Annotated in this window: 15 protein-coding genes; 9 read left to right on the plus strand and 6 right to left on the minus strand. The window is 68.8% G+C overall.

All coding sequences use genetic code 11. The annotated features are described in order from the left end of the window. The first annotated feature begins 158 nt into the window (after nt 1-158). The 8 genes from tsf (at nt 159) to OP79_RS17460 (ending at nt 9,083) form a co-directional block, all read left to right on the plus strand. The gene (gene tsf, locus OP79_RS17425) at nt 159-995 is read left to right on the plus strand and encodes a translation elongation factor Ts (protein ID WP_033321126.1); all 837 of its coding nucleotides are present in this window, start codon (nt 159-161) and stop codon (nt 993-995) included. Between the two features lie 187 nt (nt 996-1,182). After that, nucleotides 1,183-1,953, plus strand: a complete 771-nt coding sequence (pyrH, locus tag OP79_RS17430) for a UMP kinase (RefSeq protein WP_033321127.1) — start codon at nt 1,183-1,185, stop codon at nt 1,951-1,953. Nucleotides 1,954-2,108: 155 nt separating this feature from the next. Then, complete coding sequence (frr, locus tag OP79_RS17435; RefSeq protein ID WP_033321128.1) at nt 2,109-2,666, plus strand: ribosome recycling factor; 558 nt, start codon at nt 2,109-2,111, stop codon at nt 2,664-2,666. Beyond that, on the plus strand, nt 2,666-3,793 hold the full coding sequence (locus tag OP79_RS17440) for a phosphatidate cytidylyltransferase (RefSeq protein WP_078491840.1): 1,128 nt from the start codon (nt 2,666-2,668) through the stop codon (nt 3,791-3,793). Before frr ends, OP79_RS17440 begins: the two co-directional genes overlap by 1 nt. A 111-nt stretch (nt 3,794-3,904) precedes the next feature. Next, the gene (gene rlmN / locus OP79_RS17445) at nt 3,905-5,011 is read left to right on the plus strand and encodes a dual-specificity RNA methyltransferase RlmN (protein WP_033321199.1); all 1,107 of its coding nucleotides are present in this window, start codon (nt 3,905-3,907) and stop codon (nt 5,009-5,011) included. Between the two features lie 294 nt (nt 5,012-5,305). Next, entirely contained in the window at nt 5,306-6,391 is a 1,086-nt protein-coding gene (locus OP79_RS17450) for a thiamine ABC transporter substrate-binding protein (RefSeq protein WP_033321200.1), read from the plus strand. Beyond that, nucleotides 6,367-8,049, plus strand: a complete 1,683-nt coding sequence (locus OP79_RS17455; protein WP_078491841.1) for an ABC transporter permease — start codon at nt 6,367-6,369, stop codon at nt 8,047-8,049. Before OP79_RS17450 ends, OP79_RS17455 begins: the two co-directional genes overlap by 25 nt. A gap of 2 nt (nt 8,050-8,051) precedes the next feature. Then, the gene (locus OP79_RS17460; RefSeq protein ID WP_033321130.1) at nt 8,052-9,083 is read left to right on the plus strand and encodes an ABC transporter ATP-binding protein; all 1,032 of its coding nucleotides are present in this window, start codon (nt 8,052-8,054) and stop codon (nt 9,081-9,083) included. Between the two features lie 144 nt (nt 9,084-9,227). Here OP79_RS17460 and OP79_RS17465 read toward each other — a convergent pair whose 3' ends face one another. The 6 genes from OP79_RS17465 to OP79_RS17490 all read right to left on the minus strand — a co-directional run bounded on the left by OP79_RS17465 (nt 9,228) and on the right by OP79_RS17490 (nt 15,057). After that, nucleotides 9,228-10,361 (minus strand): LOG family protein, encoded by a 1,134-nt coding sequence (locus OP79_RS17465; RefSeq protein ID WP_033321131.1) that lies wholly within the window; start codon nt 10,359-10,361, stop codon nt 9,228-9,230. Between the two features lie 49 nt (nt 10,362-10,410). Continuing rightward, nucleotides 10,411-10,818, minus strand: coding sequence for a VOC family protein (locus OP79_RS17470; protein ID WP_033321132.1), 408 nt, complete (start codon nt 10,816-10,818; stop codon nt 10,411-10,413). A 101-nt stretch (nt 10,819-10,919) separates the two neighbouring features. Continuing rightward, nucleotides 10,920-12,194, minus strand: a complete 1,275-nt coding sequence (locus OP79_RS17475) for a hypothetical protein (RefSeq protein ID WP_033321133.1) — start codon at nt 12,192-12,194, stop codon at nt 10,920-10,922. Beyond that, nucleotides 12,176-12,919 carry an ABC transporter ATP-binding protein gene (locus OP79_RS17480; RefSeq protein WP_033321134.1) on the minus strand — a complete coding sequence of 248 codons (744 nt, stop codon included), beginning with the start codon at nt 12,917-12,919 and terminating at the stop codon, nt 12,176-12,178. Before OP79_RS17480 ends, OP79_RS17475 begins: the two co-directional genes overlap by 19 nt. A 228-nt stretch (nt 12,920-13,147) precedes the next feature. Further along, on the minus strand, nt 13,148-14,527 hold the full coding sequence (locus tag OP79_RS17485) for an aspartate aminotransferase family protein (protein WP_033321135.1): 1,380 nt from the start codon (nt 14,525-14,527) through the stop codon (nt 13,148-13,150). Beyond that, nucleotides 14,512-15,057, minus strand: a complete 546-nt coding sequence (locus OP79_RS17490; protein WP_033321136.1) for an Lrp/AsnC family transcriptional regulator — start codon at nt 15,055-15,057, stop codon at nt 14,512-14,514. The genes OP79_RS17485 and OP79_RS17490 overlap by 16 nt, the downstream gene beginning before the upstream one ends. A 179-nt stretch (nt 15,058-15,236) precedes the next feature. On the opposite strand from OP79_RS17490, the gene OP79_RS17495 reads away from it, so the two are divergent. Continuing rightward, nucleotides 15,237-16,673 carry a gamma-aminobutyraldehyde dehydrogenase gene (locus OP79_RS17495; protein ID WP_033321137.1) on the plus strand — a complete coding sequence of 479 codons (1,437 nt, stop codon included), beginning with the start codon at nt 15,237-15,239 and terminating at the stop codon, nt 16,671-16,673. The last annotated feature ends 4 nt before the right edge of the window (nt 16,674-16,677 follow it).

The raw sequence follows: 16,677 nt of genomic DNA on the forward strand, positions 1-16,677 counted from the left end.
TGGGCCTGACTCCAGCGTCACGGCTCAAGTGACGGCGGGCGGCGCCAGCGCGCCGCCCGCCGTTCACCCGTAGACCGTAGATCTTCGGTGGACGCCCGCCCGATCAGCGGCGGACGCCGACTTCGAGACTTCGAACTCCGAGAAGAGATTCACTGATCATGGCGAACTACACCGCCGCCGACGTCAAGAAGCTCCGCGAGCTCACCGGCGCCGGCATGATGGACTGCAAGAAGGCGCTCGACGAGGCCGACGGCAACGTCGACAAGGCCGTCGAGGCCCTGCGCATCAAGGGCCAGAAGGGCGTCGCCAAGCGCGAGGGCCGCTCCGCCGAGAACGGCGCCGTCGTCTCCGTGATCGCCGACGACAACACCTCCGGTGTCCTCGTCGAGCTGAAGTGCGAGACGGACTTCGTCGCCAAGGGCGAGAAGTTCCAGGCCGCCGCGAACGCGCTCGCCGCGCACGTCGCCGCCACCTCCCCGGCCGACCTCGAGGCGCTGCTCGCCTCCGAGATCGAGCCCGGCAAGACGGTTCAGGCGTACGTCGACGAGGCCAACGCCAACCTGGGCGAGAAGATCGTCCTGGATCGCTTCGCCCAGTTCTCCGGCGAGTACGTCTCCGCGTACATGCACCGCACCATGCCCGACCTGCCCCCGCAGATCGGTGTCCTGGTGCAGCTGGACAAGCCGGACGCCGAGACCGCCAAGGGCATCGCCCAGCACATCGCCGCCTTCGCGCCCAAGTACCTCTCCCGTGAGGACGTTCCGGCCGAGGTCGTCGAGAGCGAGCGCCGGGTCGCCGAGGAGACCACGCGTGCCGAGGGCAAGCCCGAGGCCGCCCTGCCGAAGATCGTCGAGGGCCGCGTCAACGCCTTCTTCAAGGACGCCACGCTCCTCGGCCAGCCGTACGCGCTCGACCAGAAGAAGTCCGTCCAGAAGGTCCTGGACGAGGCCGGTGTCACCCTGAAGCGCTTCGTGCGCATCAAGGTCGGCATCTGAGTCCGTGCCGCGATCCACGCGAGAGCCCGCTAGGGTCGACAGCAGTCGTCCTCGCACGTGGGCACGCGCGCGTGCGTGACGGACGACAGCAGATCTGACGAGGAGGCCATTGCCGCGCATGGGATGAGAACACCCACCGGCAATGGCCTCCTTCGTATGTGCGACACGTAAAAGAGGCGGGATCTCCATGACCACCACCAAGGCCGACAAGGACGACAAGAGCGATCACGGCAAAGGCGCGGGGCGCTTTCTGCTGAAGCTTTCCGGTGAGGCGTTCGCCGGTGGCGGGGGACTGGGCGTCGACCCCGACGTGGTGCACAAAATCGCCCGCGAGGTGGCCTCCGTTGTCCGCGGTGGTGCCCAGATCGCCGTCGTCATCGGCGGCGGCAACTTCTTCCGCGGTGCCGAGCTGCAGCAGCGCGGCATGGACCGGGCCCGCTCCGACTACATGGGCATGCTCGGTACGGTCATGAACTGCCTCGCCCTTCAGGACTTCCTGGAGAAAGAGGGCATCGACTCGCGCGTGCAGACCGCCATCACCATGGGGCAGGTCGCGGAGCCGTACATCCCGCTGCGCGCCGTGCGCCACCTGGAGAAGGGCCGCGTGGTCATCTTCGGCGCCGGTATGGGCATGCCGTACTTCTCCACCGACACCACCGCCGCCCAGCGCGCCCTGGAGATCGACGCGGAAGCCCTGCTGATGGGCAAGAACGGTGTGGACGGGGTCTACGACTCCGATCCGAAGACCAACTCCGGGGCCGTCAAGTTCGACTCGCTCAGCTACGGCGAGGTCATCACGCGGGACCTGAAGGTCGCCGACATGACGGCCATCACGCTCTGCCGGGACAACAAGCTGCCCATCCTGGTCTTCGAGCTTCTGGCGGAGGGCAATATCGCGCGGGCCGTCAAGGGTGAGAAGATCGGCACTCTCGTGGGTGACCAAGGCAGCCGGGCCTGACCGGGACTGTCCCCGCCAGGAGGACGGACCCTGACCGGGGGATGGACAATGTCCTGCCGGTCGGGAACCGTGCAGTAATAAGACGCGACGCAGCCGGCTGCCGACCCCGACCAGGAACAGCTGCCGGGCCTACTCAAGACACGCAGGAGCAAGTGGTGATCGAAGAGACCCTCCTCGAGGCCGAGGAGAAGATGGAGAAGGCCGTCGTGGTCGCCAAGGAGGACTTCGCCGCGATCCGCACCGGTCGTGCGCACCCGGCGATGTTCAACAAGATCGTGGCCGACTACTACGGCGCACTGACGCCGATCAACCAGCTGGCCTCGTTCTCGGTGCCGGAACCGCGTATGGCCGTGGTGACCCCGTTCGACAAGAGCGCGCTGCGCAACATTGAGCAGGCGATCCGCGACTCCGACCTGGGCGTCAACCCGAGCAACGACGGCAACATCATTCGGGTGGTGTTCCCCGAGCTGACCGAGGAGCGACGCAGGGACTACATCAAGGTCGCCAAGACCAAGGGCGAGGACGCCAAGGTCTCGATCCGGTCCGTGCGCCGCAAGGCCAAGGACGCCATCGACAAGATGATCAAGGATGGCGAGGTCGGCGAGGACGAGGGCCGCCGTGCGGAGAAGGAGCTCGACGACACCACCGCGAAGTACGTCGCCCAGGTGGACGAGCTGCTCAAGCACAAGGAATCAGAGCTGCTCGAGGTCTGATGAACGACTCTTCCTGGGGGGCGCCGCCACAAGCCGGGTACTGGGGGCCGTCCGACCAGGGGCCTGTCCAGGGGGCTGCCCCGGCGGGTCCCGCGTACGACGCGCACAACGCCCAGCAGACTCGCCCCATGCCCATCGTGCCCGACGTACCCGCGCATGGCGGAGACCAGGATGACGAACGGGGGGCCGCTTTGACGGGTGGCCCCCTGTTCCGCGACGAGACGCCGTCGCACCGGGCCCCGTCGCAGCACCAGCCCAAGCCGCAGGAGCCCATGTCCAGCGCCTCACAGCCGGCGTCCGCACCGCAGAAGAAGAACGCGGGCCGCGACCTGGGTGCTGCCATAGGGGTCGGCGTCGCGCTCGGTGCGGTGATCGTCGTGTCGCTGTTCGTCGTCAAGGCCGTCTTCGTCGGCGTCATAGTGGTCGCCGTCGTGGTCGGCCTGTGGGAGCTCACCTCGCGGCTCCAGGAGCGCAAGAGCATCAAGGCGCCCTTGGTGCCGCTCGCACTCGGCGGTGCGGCGATGGTCGTCGCCGGATACGTGCGGGGGGCAGAGGGCGCCTGGGTGGCGATGGCGCTCACCGCTCTCGCGGTCCTCGTCTGGCGTATGACGGAACCACCCGAGGGTTACCTCAAAGACGTCACGGCGGGCGTTTTCGCGGCCTTCTACATCCCGTTCCTGGCCACGTTCGTGGCGATGATGCTCACCGCCGACGACGGCGCGTGGCGGGTCCTCACGTTCCTGGCGCTGGCCGTGGTGAGTGACACGGGCGCGTACGCCATCGGCTGGCGCTTCGGAACGCACAAGCTCGCCCCGCGCATCAGCCCCGGCAAGACCCGGGAGGGCCTGCTGGGCGCGGTCGCCTTCGCCATGGTGGCCGGCGCACTGTTCATGCAGTTCCTGATCGAGGACGGCACCTGGTGGCAGGGCCTGCTCATGGGCTTCGCGGTCGCGGTCACCGCCACTCTGGGCGACCTCGGCGAGTCCATGATCAAGCGCGACCTCGGCATCAAGGACATGGGGACGCTGCTGCCGGGCCACGGCGGCATCATGGATCGACTGGATTCGCTGCTGCCCACGGCTCCGGTGGTGTGGCTGTTGCTGGTGATCTTCGTCGGTTCGGGATGACCTTTGTGAATCGCTGCTGACCTGCACGTTCATACGTGAGGGGCTCGTTGTCCACCTCGTTGTCCACAGGTGGCGAGCCCCTCTTCGTATGTCTGCGACACTGGTATGGCCATGCAGAAGCCCGGAGAACTCGTTTTCGTCGCCCCCCGCGGAGCCAAGAAGCCGCCGCGGCATCTTGCCGATCTCTCGCCCGCCGAGCGCAAGGAAGCCGTTGCCGCGATCGGTGAGAAGCCGTTTCGTGCCAAGCAGCTCTCGCAGCACTACTTCGCGCGGTACGCACACGATCCGGAGCAGTGGACCGACATCCCCGCCGGTTCGCGAGCCAAGCTCCAGGAGGCGCTGCTTCCCGAGCTGATGACGGTCGTACGGCACCTGTCGACCGACCAGGACACGACCCGCAAGACCCTGTGGCGAATGTTCGACGGGACACTCGTCGAGTCCGTGCTGATGCGCTACCCGGACCGGGTCACCATGTGCATCAGTTCGCAGGCGGGCTGCGGCATGAACTGCCCCTTCTGTGCCACCGGGCAGGCCGGGCTCGACCGGAATCTGTCGACCGCCGAGATCGTGCACCAGATCGTCGACGGCATGCGGGCCCTCAGGGACGGCGAGATCCCCGGTGGCCCGGCGCGGCTCAGCAACATCGTCTTCATGGGCATGGGCGAGCCCCTCGCCAACTACAAGCGCGTCGTCGGGGCGATACGGGCGCTCACCGACCCCGAGCCGGACGGGCTCGGGCTGTCGCAGCGCGGCATCACCGTGTCGACCGTCGGACTGGTCCCCGCCATCCACCGGTTCGCCGACGAGGGCTTCAAGTGCCGGCTCGCCATCTCGCTGCACGCGCCGGACGACGAGCTGCGCGACACCCTCGTACCCGTCAACACACGCTGGAAGGTGCGGGAAGTCCTCGACGCCGGCTGGGAGTACGCGGCCAGGTCCGGGCGTCGGCTGTCCATCGAGTACGCGCTGATCCGGGACATCAACGACCAGGCGTGGCGCGGCGACCGGCTCGGTCGGCTGCTCAAGGGCAAGCCCGTGCACGTCAACCTGATTCCGCTGAACCCGACGCCCGGCTCCAAGTGGACCGCCTCGCGGCCCGAGGACGAGAAGGCGTTCGTCGAGGCGATCGCCGCGCACGGGGTGCCGGTCACCGTCCGGGACACCCGTGGCCAGGAGATCGACGGGGCGTGCGGGCAGCTCGCGGCCACTGAGCGCTGACGGGAGTCAGGGCACGGGCTGATCACAGCGTCCACCGAGCGGTGGGCACGGGCGGATCAGGCGGTACTCTGACCTCCGTACACATCTTCATACCTGCAAAATCCGACAGGGGAGCGCCACAGCGCTGAGAGTGCGGCACGGCCGCAGACCCTCTGAACCTCGCCCAGGTCATTCTGGGTAGGAAGTTCGGTCTTCACTCGAGCCAGCTGTTGTGCCCTGCCCGGGAGCCTCGGGAGTTCTCCGAGAGTGCCGGGCAGGGCCGCGTCTCTTCTGGTCATCCCCAGGAGGGATCCAGTGAGCACCACCAAGAAGTTCGTGGCCGTGGCCGTCGGGCTCGGTCTGGTCACGTTGTCCGCTTGCACGTCGTCCGACTCCGGGGACGGGGAAGGGGCCTCGGAGTCCAAGACCGTCACCCTCGTCAGCCATGACTCATGGGCGGCGTCCAAGAGCGTGATCAGCGACTTCGAGAAGCAGTCCGGCTACCAGGTGAAGGTCCTCAAGGACGGGGACGCGGGCCAGGCCCTCAACAAGGCGGTCCTCACCAAGGACAACCCACAGGGCGATGTCCTCTTCGGCGTCGACAACACCCTGCTGTCCCGGGCGTTCGACAACGACCTGTTCCAGAAGTACGAGGCCAAGGACTCCGATCTGCTGCCCCCGGAGTACCGGATCGACCAGCAGAAGAAGCGGGTCACGCCCATCGACTTCGGCGACATCTGCGTCAACTACGACAAGACCTACTTCGAAGAGAACGACCTGACCCCGCCGGAGTCCTTCGACGACCTCGTCAAGCCCGAGTACAAGGACCTCCTCGTCACCGAGAACGCCTCCACCTCCTCGCCCGGCCTCGGCTTCCTGCTGGGCACCGCCGCAAAATACGGCGACGACGGCTGGCAGGATTACTGGACGAAGCTCAAGGCCAACGGCGTGAAGGTCGTCGACGGCTGGGAGCAGGCCTACAACGAGGAGTTCTCCGGGTCCGCCGGCGGCAAGAAGGCGAAGGGGGACCGGCCGCTCGTCGTCTCCTACGCCTCCTCTCCGCCCGCCGAGGTCGTCTTCGCCGACCCCAAGCCGGACACCGCACCGACCGGCGTCGCCTATGGCACCTGCTTCCGGCAGATCGAGTACGCGGGACTGCTCAGCAACGCCAAGAACGCCAAGGGCGGCAAGGCCCTCATCGACTTCCTCATCTCGAAGAAGTTCCAGGTCGACATGCCGCTCAACATGTTCGTGTACCCGATGCGCGAGGACGCGCAGATCCCCGAGGAGTTCACGAAGTACGGCGCCCCGGCGGAGGACTACGAGGTCATGGCGCCCGAGGACATCGCCAAGAACCGTGACCAGTGGGTCAAGTCGTGGACGTCGCTCGTACTGAAGTAAGGGCCGGACGCCCCAGGACACCGGCTCCCGGGAAGAGCGCGGCGCGGCTCGCCCTGCTGGTCGTGCCCGTCGTGTTCTTCGCGCTCTTCTTCGCCTACCCCGTCGCGGCGATCGTGGCCCGTGGTCTCAAGATCGACGGGGCCTGGCAGTTGGGGCGGGTCGGTGAGGTGCTCGCCCAGTCCGACATCCAGCATGTCCTGTGGTTCACGACCTGGCAGGCGCTTGTCTCGACCGCTCTCACCCTGCTGATCGCGCTCCCCGGCGCATACGTTTTCGCGCGCTTCGATTTCAGGGGCAAGCAGGTGCTGCGGGCTGTCATCACCGTCCCGTTCGTGCTGCCGACGGTCGTCGTCGGGACTGCCTTCCTGGCGCTGGTCGGGCGCGGTGGACTCCTCGACGAGCTGTGGGGCGTACGCCTCGACACCACCGTCTGGGCCATCCTGCTGGCGCACGTCTTCTTCAACTACGCCGTCGTCGTACGCACGGTCGGCGGCCTCTGGTCGCAACTCGACCCGCGTCAGGAGGAGGCCGCGCGGGTCCTCGGCGCCTCACGGCTCGCGGCCTGGCGGAAGGTCACGCTCCCCGCTCTGGGCCCGGCTGTGGCCGCCGCCGCGCTGATGGTCTTCCTCTTCACCTTCACCTCCTTCGGTGTGGTGCAGATCCTCGGCGGTCCCACCTTCGCCACGCTCGAAGTCGAGATCTACCGGCAGACCTCGGAGATCTTCGACCTCTCCACCGCTGCCGTGCTCACCATGATCCAGTTCGTGGCGGTGGGGGCGGTTCTCGCGGTCCACGCGTGGACGGTACGCCGCCGGGAGACGGCCCTGCGCCTGGTCGACGCCTCCGTGACCGCGCGACGGCCGCGCGGCGCCGGGCAGTGGGCGCTGCTCGCCGCCGTCCTCGGCACCGCCGCCGTACTGCTCGTACTGCCGCTGGCCGTGCTGGTCCAACGCTCGCTGGACGCACCCGGGTTCGCGTACTACAAGGCGCTGACCAGCGACGAGAGCGGCGTCTTCCTCGTACCGCCCATCGAGGCCGTCGGCAATTCACTCCAGTACGCCCTCGCCGCCACCGCCCTCGCCCTGCTGATCGGCGGACTCGCGGCAGCCGCCCTCACCCGCCGGGACGCCGGTCGTCTCGTACGGGGCTTCGACGCGCTGCTCATGCTCCCGCTCGGTGTCTCCGCCGTGACCGTCGGCTTCGGTTTCCTGATCGCGCTCGACGAGCCGCCGCTGGACCTCAGAAGCAGCTGGATCCTGGTGCCGCTGGCCCAGGCACTGGTCGGCGTCCCCTTCGTCGTACGCACCATGCTGCCCGTCCTGCGAGCCGTGGACGTACGGCTGCGCGAGGCGGCGGCCGTGCTCGGGGCCTCGCCGTGGCGGGTGTGGCGGGAGGTCGATCTGCCGATGGTGCGGCGGGCTCTGCTGGTCGCGGCCGGGTTCGCCTTCGCCGTGTCGCTCGGTGAGTTCGGCGCGACCGTCTTCATCGCGCGGCCCGACAACCCGACGCTGCCGGTCGCCGTCGCTCGACTCCTGGGGCGTGCGGGCGAGCTCAACTACGGTCAGGCGATGGCCCTTTCGACGATTCTGATGGTGGTGTGCGCGGTGGCGCTGCTCCTCCTGGAACGTATACGCACCGACCGGACGGGGGAGTTCTGACGATGCTCGAGCTGGATGAGGCGACCGTACGGTTCGGGGGGCGTACCGCGCTGGACGCCGTCAGCCTCGACGTCGCCGAGCACGAGATCGTGTGTGTGCTCGGGCCCAGCGGCAGCGGCAAGTCGACGCTGCTGCGGGTGGTCGCGGGGCTGCAGCCGCTCGACTCCGGGCGGGTGTTCCTGGACGGCCGGGACCTCGGCGGGGTCCCCGCGCACAAGCGGGGCGTCGGCCTGATGTTCCAGGACCACCAGCTGTTCCCGCAGCGCGATGTGGGCGGCAACGTGTCCTTCGGGCTGCGGATGCACGGTGCGTCGAAGGCGCAACAGGGCATACGGGTAAGGGAGTTGCTGGAACTCGTCGGTCTGCCGGGAGCCGCTTCGAGGGCCATCGCCTCCCTCTCCGGAGGCGAGCAGCAGCGCGTCGCACTCGCCCGCGCGCTCGCCCCGCGCCCCCGGCTGCTCATGCTCGACGAACCGCTCGGCCAGCTCGACCGCTCCCTGCGCGAGCGGCTCGTCGTCGAACTCCGGGAACTCTTCAGCGAGTTGGGTACCACCGTGCTCGCGGTCACCCACGACCAGGGCGAGGCGTTCGCGCTCGCCGACCGCGTCGTCGTGATGCGCGACGGGCGGATCGCCCAGTCCGGTACGCCACTCGAGGTGTGGCAGCGGCCGGCGGACGAGTTCGTGGCCCGCTTCCTCGGCTTCGAGAACGTGGTCGGAGCGAGCGTCAGCGGAGAGGCCGCGGACACACCGTGGGGCAAGGTTCCGGTACCCACCGGTGCCCCACAGGGCGAGGTCACGCTGCTCATCAGGCCCGCGGGCGTACGACTCGTACCGCCGGCGGAGGGACTGCGCTGCAAGGTCGCGGCGCGCACGTTCCGCGGCACGCATGTCTCCGTACACCTGCAGCCGGAGAGCGCACCGCGGCTGGAGGCGGCGTGCGCACTGCGGGATGCGCCGGAGCCGGGGGGCGAGGTCGGAGTGGCGTTCGACGCCGCCGAGATCGTCGTGCTCGACGGGGTGCCGTCGATCTGAAGTGCCGGGCATGAAGCTCCTCGGACCCGACCCCGGACATGATCGCTACTGCGACGAAATCGTCGCGCAGACCGAGCTGTTGAGGGAGTGCTTGAACGGCGCCGATCTCGCCGTGACCGTGCCGACCTGCCCTGCCACCTGCCCTCAGCCGACGCTTGCCCGAGCCAGCCGGACCAATGCCTCCGGTGCCTCCTCGACGTGGTCCACGAGGGCGATCCGTGGCTCCATCGAGCGGTTCCTGGCCAGCGACTGAAGCAGCGGCCAGACCGGCAGCCGCTCCGTCCAGTGGACGCGGTCGACCAGGACCATGGGGGTGGGCTCGCCGCGCGACTCGTAGTAGTTCGGCGTCGCGTTGTCGAAGACCTCCTGTACGGTCCCGGCGGCGCCCGGCAGGAAGACGACGCCCGCGTTCGAGCGGGCCAGCAGGCCGTCCTCGCGGGTGGCGTTGGCGAAGTACTTGGCGATGTGGGAGGCGAAGGCGTTCGGCGGCTCATGGCCGTAGAACCAGGTGGGGATCCCGACGGAGTGGTTGCCCTTCGGCCAGCGCTCGCGCACTTCGAAGGCGGACCGGGCCCATTCGGTGATCGAGGGCGTGAACGAGGGCGCCTTGCCGAGGAGCTGGCAGGCATCCGCCAGCATCGCGTCGTCGTACGGTGCCGCGTACGCGCCCAGGTTCGCCGCCTCCATGGCGCCCGGGCCGCCGCCCGTCGCCACCGTGAAGCCGGCCCCTGCCAGCGCGCGTCCGAGCCGCGCGGCGCGCTCGTACGCCTCAGTGCCGCGGGCCATCGCGTGGCCTCCCATCACCCCCACCACTCGTGTCCCGCGCAGGAGTTCGTCGAGGGCGTCGGAGACGGAGTCGTCGTGGACGGAGCGCAGCATCGACGCGTAGACGTCGCCGTCGGCCTTGGTCTGCTGGAACCAGGCGTAGGCGAGGGCGTCCGGCGTCTGTTCGTAGCCCTTGTCGAGCGAGGCGAACAGCTCGCCGGGCGTGTAGACATGACCGCGGTACGGGTCGAAGGGCAGGTCCGGGACCGGCGGGAAGACCAGGGCGCCGGCGGCGCGGACCTTCGCCGCCGCCTCCTCGCGCATCGGGCAGCCGAGGAAGACGGCCCCCGCGGTGTCGGTGGTGAGCAACTCCCGCGTACGGTCCGTCAGATCAACGGCCTGGACGCGGAACCCGGCGAGAGTCCCGCGCGCGGAGACGATCGCGTCGAACTCTTCGAGGGTCTCGATCTCGTTGTCTTGGTGGTGGGCCGCATGGGCGGGCATAGTCTGCACCCGCCCATGCTAGGAGTGGCCGCGTAAGCAACGCGTTGTGCCCTGGACCTCAGCCCTGGACGGCCGCCGGGTCCATCCACATGATCTCCCAGGTGTGGCCGTCCGGGTCGTCGAAGGCGCGGCCGTACATGAAGCCGTGGTCCTGCGTCTCGCCCGCCGGGGACCCGCCCGCCGCCAGCGCCTTCTCGACCAGCTCGTCGACCTTCTCGCGGCTCTCGGCGCTCAGACACAGCAGTACCTCGCTGGTCTTCGTCGAGTCCGCGATCTCCTTCTTCGTGAAGTCCGCGTAGCGCTGCTTGTCCATGATCATCGCGACGATCGTGTCGCTGATGACGACGCTGGCGCAGTGCTCGTCGGAGAACTGCTTGTTGATCTCGTAGCCGAGTTCCGTGAAGAACTTCTTCGAGGTGTCGAGGTCGTTGACGGCGAGGTTCACGAAGATCATCTGCTGGTACATGTGCGGTCTCTCCCCTTTTGTGGTGACGTGCTGTTCGATGGGTTAGACCAGAGGCTCGCCGAAAACTCATCGGCTGTCGCGAACTTTTTTCGTGCGGGGGATCAGTCGGCCAGCGGAACTGCCGCCAGCCCTGCGATCGCCCAGGTCAGCGGGCCGAGGACGGCGAGCAGCACGCCCGCGCGGAGTGCGGCGGCGCCACGCAGCAATGTGGCGGGCGCGCCGAGCCCCAGCAGCGCCGCCGTGGTGTCCGCACGAGCGTGCTTGGCCTCGACCGCGGCTGTCAGAAGCGTTCCGACGGCGCAGCCCGCCACGAGCAGCACGCCCAGCACGGTGAGCGGCCCCACCTCGGGGCGCGCGTCGGCATGGAGCGTGGCCATGGCGTACGCCCCCGACGCGACCGCGCACACCACGCCGAGCGGCCGGCCGATGCGTCCCGCCTCCTCCATGAGGATGCGTCCGGCCAGCAGCCGCAACGCGCCCGGCCGCACCGCCTGCAGCAGTCGGCCGCTCAGGTGGGTGAGCGCGGGGCCCGCCATCGCCAGGCCCAGCGTGGTCAGTGCCCAGCCGAGGAGCACACCGACGGAGCCGCCCGCGAGAGAGCCGGGCAGGTCGGGACCGGACGCGGGGCCGCTGCGACTCGCGTACGTCTCGACGGCGAGCCCGGCCGCGAGCACCGCCACGCCCCAGGGCAGGCCGGTGGGAGTGGGGCGAGGGGCGGGGTGCGGCTCCATCGGTGGGCCCGGGGCGTCAGGGTGAGCGTCGCGGTCGGAACCGCCAGAGCCGTCGGAACCGTCAGAGCCGCCGACTCCGGTGGCGGCTGCGCGCGTGCCGGTCCCGCGGGTCGTACCGGCGCCGGACGGCCTGCCTTCGCGCGGACGCAGTGCCAGCGCGCTCGCCAGTGACGCGGCGAGCGGTACCAGCGCCAGCAGCGTGAGCGTGGCCGCAAGGGGCAACGGCTGGTTCCCGGCGAGCAGTTCGGAGGCCTCGCCGTCGAAGGGCAGACCGCTCAGATCGCCGCGCAGGTGGAGCACGCAGAGCAGCGCGATCACCGAACCGAGCGTGCAGGACACCGCCGTGGAGATCGCCGCGAGGAGCATCAGCCGACCCGGTCCCAGACCGATCGCCGAGAGGCCGGACCGGGGACGGGTGGCCGGGTCGGTGCGGGCGACCGCCACCGCGAACTGCACGGTGGCGGCGAGCGGCGCGAGGCACCAGGCGAGCCGGAGCACGGCGGCCGAGGAGTCGTGCGGGTGCCCCATCGCGAACCCCAGGGCGCACAGGAGCAGGAAGCCCGTGCCCGCCGACGCCACCGCGACCAGGAACCGGCGGAGCTGAACGGCGGGCCGGGCGCCCCGGGCTAGGCGGAGAGCGAGCACGCGGCCCGGCCTTCCGACTCGGTCTCGGTGGCCGGAGGCAGATGGACGGTGTTCACGCGCCGCCCGTCCAGCAGCGACACCTTGCGGTCGGCGAGGGCCGCGGTGTCCGCGTCGTGCGTGGCCAGCACGACCGTGATGCCGTGCGAACGGGCCGCTGTCGTGAGCGTACGCAGGACGCTGGCGCTCTCGACGCGGTGCAGCGGGGCGGTCGGCTCGTCGGCGAAGAGCACGGTGGGCGCGGGGACCAGCGCGCGGGCGATGGCGACGCGCTGGCGCTCGGCCTGGAGCAGGGCGTACGGGCGCCGACGGGCACAACCGCCGATGTCGAGGCGTTCCAGCCACTCCAGGGCGGTGGTCTTGGCCTGGCGGCGCCCCACGCCGCGCAGCATCAGCGGCAGCGCGGCGTTCTCCCAGGCGTTCAGTTCGGGCACCAGGACGGGCGCCGGGTCGATCCAGCCGAAGCGGTCGCGGCGGAGCCGTTCGCGGGTGTGCGGGCCCATGGTGTGCACGGGCGTGCTGTTGAACCAGACCTCCCCCTGCTGCGGCAGGAGTTGCCCGGACAGGCACCTCAGCAGCGTGGTCTTGCCGCTGCCGCGCGGGCCGCCGACGGCGAGGATCTCGCCCACGCGGACCCCGAGCGAGACGCCGCTGAGCGCGGGAGAGCCGTTGTGCTTGACATGCAGGGCACGTGCCCAGAGCACGTCGTTGTCCGGCGGAGCCACCATGGCGTACACCTCGGTTCGGATCAGAAATGCCGCGGAATCCCCCCGGACCGGGAGGAAGTCCCCCCTTCCGGGGGAACGAAGGCAGGGCCGATCGGTCACTGGGCACGCTAGGGAGTCAGGGCCGGAAGGCCGGACGTACGCGGCCCCGGTGCCGCCCATTCTCACTCGAACGGGCGGCACCGGGGCCTGTGTTGATCAGCCATGAGGATGATCAGAGCATGAGGGAGATCAGAGCTGGGTCCATGCCTCCGTCAGCACCTGGCGGACGATCCCCTCGATCTCGTCGAACGTCGACTGGTCCGAGATCAGCGGCGGCGCGAGCTGCACCACCGGGTCACCGCGGTCGTCGGCGCGGCAGTACAGGCCGTACTCGAAGAGCTTCTTGGAGACGAAGCCGTAGAGCACGCGCTCCGACTCCTCGTCCGTGAAGCTCTCCTTGGTGGCTTTGTCCTTGACCAGCTCGATGCCGTAGAAGAAGCCGTTGCCGCGGACGTCGCCGACGATCGGCAGGTCGTGCAGCTTCTGCAGGGTCGTCAGGAACGCGTTCTCGTTGTCGAGCACGTGCTGGTTGAGCTTCTCGCGCTCGAACAGGTCGAGGTTGGCGAGGCCCACGGCCGCGGACACGGGGTGGCCGCCGAAGGTGTAGCCGTGCAGGAAGGTGTTGTCGCCCTTGTAGAACGGCTCGGCGAGGCGGTCCGAGACGATGCAGGCGCCTATGGGGGAGTAGCCCGAGGTCATGCCCTTGGCGCAGGTGATCATGTCCGGGACGTATCCGAACTTGTCGCAGGCGAATATCGTGCCGAGCCGGCCGAAGGCGCAGATGACCTCGTCCGAGACGAGCAGTACGTCGTACTGGTCGCAGATCTCGCGGACCCGCTGGAAGTAGCCGGGCGGCGGCGGGAAACAGCCGCCCGCGTTCTGCACCGGCTCCAGGAAGACGGCCGCGACCGTCTCCGGGCCCTCGAAGAGGATCTGCTGCTCGATCTGGTCGGCGGCCCAGCGGCCGAAGGCCTCCGGGTCGTCGCCGTGGATCGGGGCGCGGTAGATGTTGGTGTTCGGGACCTTGTGGGCGCCGGGGACCAGCGGCTCGAACGGGGCCTTCAGAGCGGGCAGGCCGGTGATGGACAGGGCGCCCTGCGGAGTGCCGTGGTAGGCGACCGCGCGCGAGATGACCTTGTACTTGGTCGGCTTGCCCACCAGCTTGAAGTACTGCTTGGCGAGCTTCCAGGCGGTCTCGACCGCCTCGCCGCCGCCCGTGGTGAAGAAGACCTTGTTCAGATCGCCGGGGGCGTGGCCCGCGAGGCGCTCGGCCAGCTCGATCGCCTTGGGGTGGGCGTACGACCAGACCGGGAAGAACGCCAGTTCCTGCGCCTGCTTGGAGGCGGTCTCGGCCAGCTCCACCCGGCCGTGTCCGGCCTGGACCACGAACAGACCCGCGAGACCGTCGAGGTAGCGCTTGCCCTTGTCGTCGTAGATGTAGGTGCCCTCGCCCCGGACGATGGTGGGAACGGGCGCGTTCTCGTACGAGGACATGCGGGTGAAGTGCATCCACAGGTGGTCGTACGCGGCTTTGCTGAGGTCCTTGCTCACGGCTATCGGGTTCCCCACATGTAGGTCTGCTTCTTGAGTTTCAGATAGACGAAGCTCTCGGTGGAGCGCACGCCGGACAGGGCCCGGATGCGTTTGTTGATGACGTCCAGCAGATGGTCGTCGTCCTCGCAGACGATCTCGGCGAGGAGGTCGAAGGAGCCGGCGGTCATCACCACGTACTCGACTTCCGACATGTCAGTCAGCGCGTCGGCCACGGACTCGGTGTCGCCCTCGACGTTGATGCCGACCATCGCCTGCCGCCGGAAGCCCACGGTGAGCGGGTCCGTGACGGCGACGATCTGCATCACGCCCTGGTCGAGCAGCTTCTGGACGCGTTGGCGCACGGCCGCCTCCGACAGGCCGACGGCCTTGCCGATCGCGGCGTACGGACGACGGCCGTCTTCCTGGAGCTGCTCGATGATGGCGAGGGAGACGGAGTCCAGCTGGGGTTTGCTGTTCCTCGACCCGTTCCTGGACTCGCGGGAGCCCTTTGCGTCCCTCGTGTCCCTGGGGTCTGCGCTTCGACTGGCCACAGGCTCACTGTGCACGAGGACTCGACAGTTCCGCAAGCCTTGATCGATGAAATCCGTTGTTTACGCGGCTAATGCTTGCGGATTTCGCAGATCTGAGGCGATCGGGGGTGTTGAAAACGTGGGGCATCGGATTAGGGTGGGTGTCTCAGGTATTGGACAGTCGAAGACAGTCGAACCCGACAGGAGGGCCGGCAGTGAGCACTGAGCTGCGTCGTCTGCGCAACTACATCGACGGAGAGTTCCGCGATGCCGCCGATGGACGGACCACCGAGGTGGTCAACCCCGCGACGGGCGAGGCGTACGCCACCGCGCCGCTGTCCGGGCAGGCGGACGTCGACGCCGCGATGGCCGCCGCGGCCGCGGCCTTCCCGGCCTGGCGGGACCTGGTCCCGGCCGAGCGCCAGAAGGCCCTCCTCAAGATCGCGGACGCCTTCGAGGAGCGGGCCGAGGAACTCATCGCCGCGGAGGTGGAGAACACCGGCAAGCCGATCGGGCTGACCCGGTCCGAAGAGATCCCGCCCATGGTCGACCAGATCCGCTTCTTCGCGGGTGCCGCCCGGATGCTCGAGGGCCGCGCGGCCGGGGAGTACATGGACGGCATGACGTCCATCATCCGCCGCGAGCCCGTCGGCGTCTGCGCGCAGGTCGCGCCCTGGAACTACCCGATGATGATGGCCGTATGGAAGTTCGCCCCGGCGCTCGCCGCGGGCAACACGGTCGTGCTGAAGCCGTCCGACACGACTCCCGCGTCGACGGTCCTGATGGCCGAGATCATCGGCTCGATCGTCCCCAAGGGCGTCTTCAACGTCATCTGCGGCGACCGTGACACCGGCCGTCTGATGGTCGAGCACCCGACCCCGGCGATGGCCTCGATCACCGGTTCCGTACGGGCCGGTATGCAGGTCGCCGAGTCCGCCTCCAAGGACCTCAAGCGGGTTCATCTGGAGCTGGGCGGCAAGGCGCCGGTCGTCGTCTTCGAGGACACCGACATCGCCAAGGCTGTCGAGGACATCTCGGTCGCGGGCTTCTTCAACGCGGGCCAGGACTGTACGGCCGCCACCCGCGTCCTCGTCCAGGAGTCCATCCACGACGAGTTCGTGGCCGCGCTCGCCAAGGCCGCCGCCGACACGAAGACGGGCCAGCCGGACGACGAAGACGTGCTGTACGGGCCACTGAACAACCCGAACCAGCTCAAGCAGGTCAGCGGCTTCATCGAGCGGCTGCCCGCCCACGCGCGCGTGGAGACCGGCGGCAAGCGCGTCGGCGACAAGGGCTTCTTCTACGCCCCGACCGTCGTCTCCGGCCTCAAGCAGGACGACGAGATCATCCAGAAGGAGGTCTTCGGGCCGGTCATCACCGTCCAGTCCTTCACGGACGAGAACCAGGCCCTCGAGTGGGCGAACGGCGTCGAGTACGCGCTGGCCTCCTCGGTCTGGACGAAGGACCACGGGCGCGCGATGCGCATGTCCAAGGCCCTCGACTTCGGCTGCGTCTGGATCAACACGCACATCCCGCTGGTCGCGGAGATGCCGCACGGCGGCTTCAAGAAGTCGGGTTACGGCAAGGACCTGTCGTCGTACGGCTTCGACGACTACACGCGGATCAAGCACGTGATGACGTCGCTGGACTGACGAC

The organism is Streptomyces yerevanensis, assembly GCF_000716805.1.
Classification (GTDB): domain Bacteria; phylum Actinomycetota; class Actinomycetes; order Streptomycetales; family Streptomycetaceae; genus Streptomyces; species Streptomyces flaveus.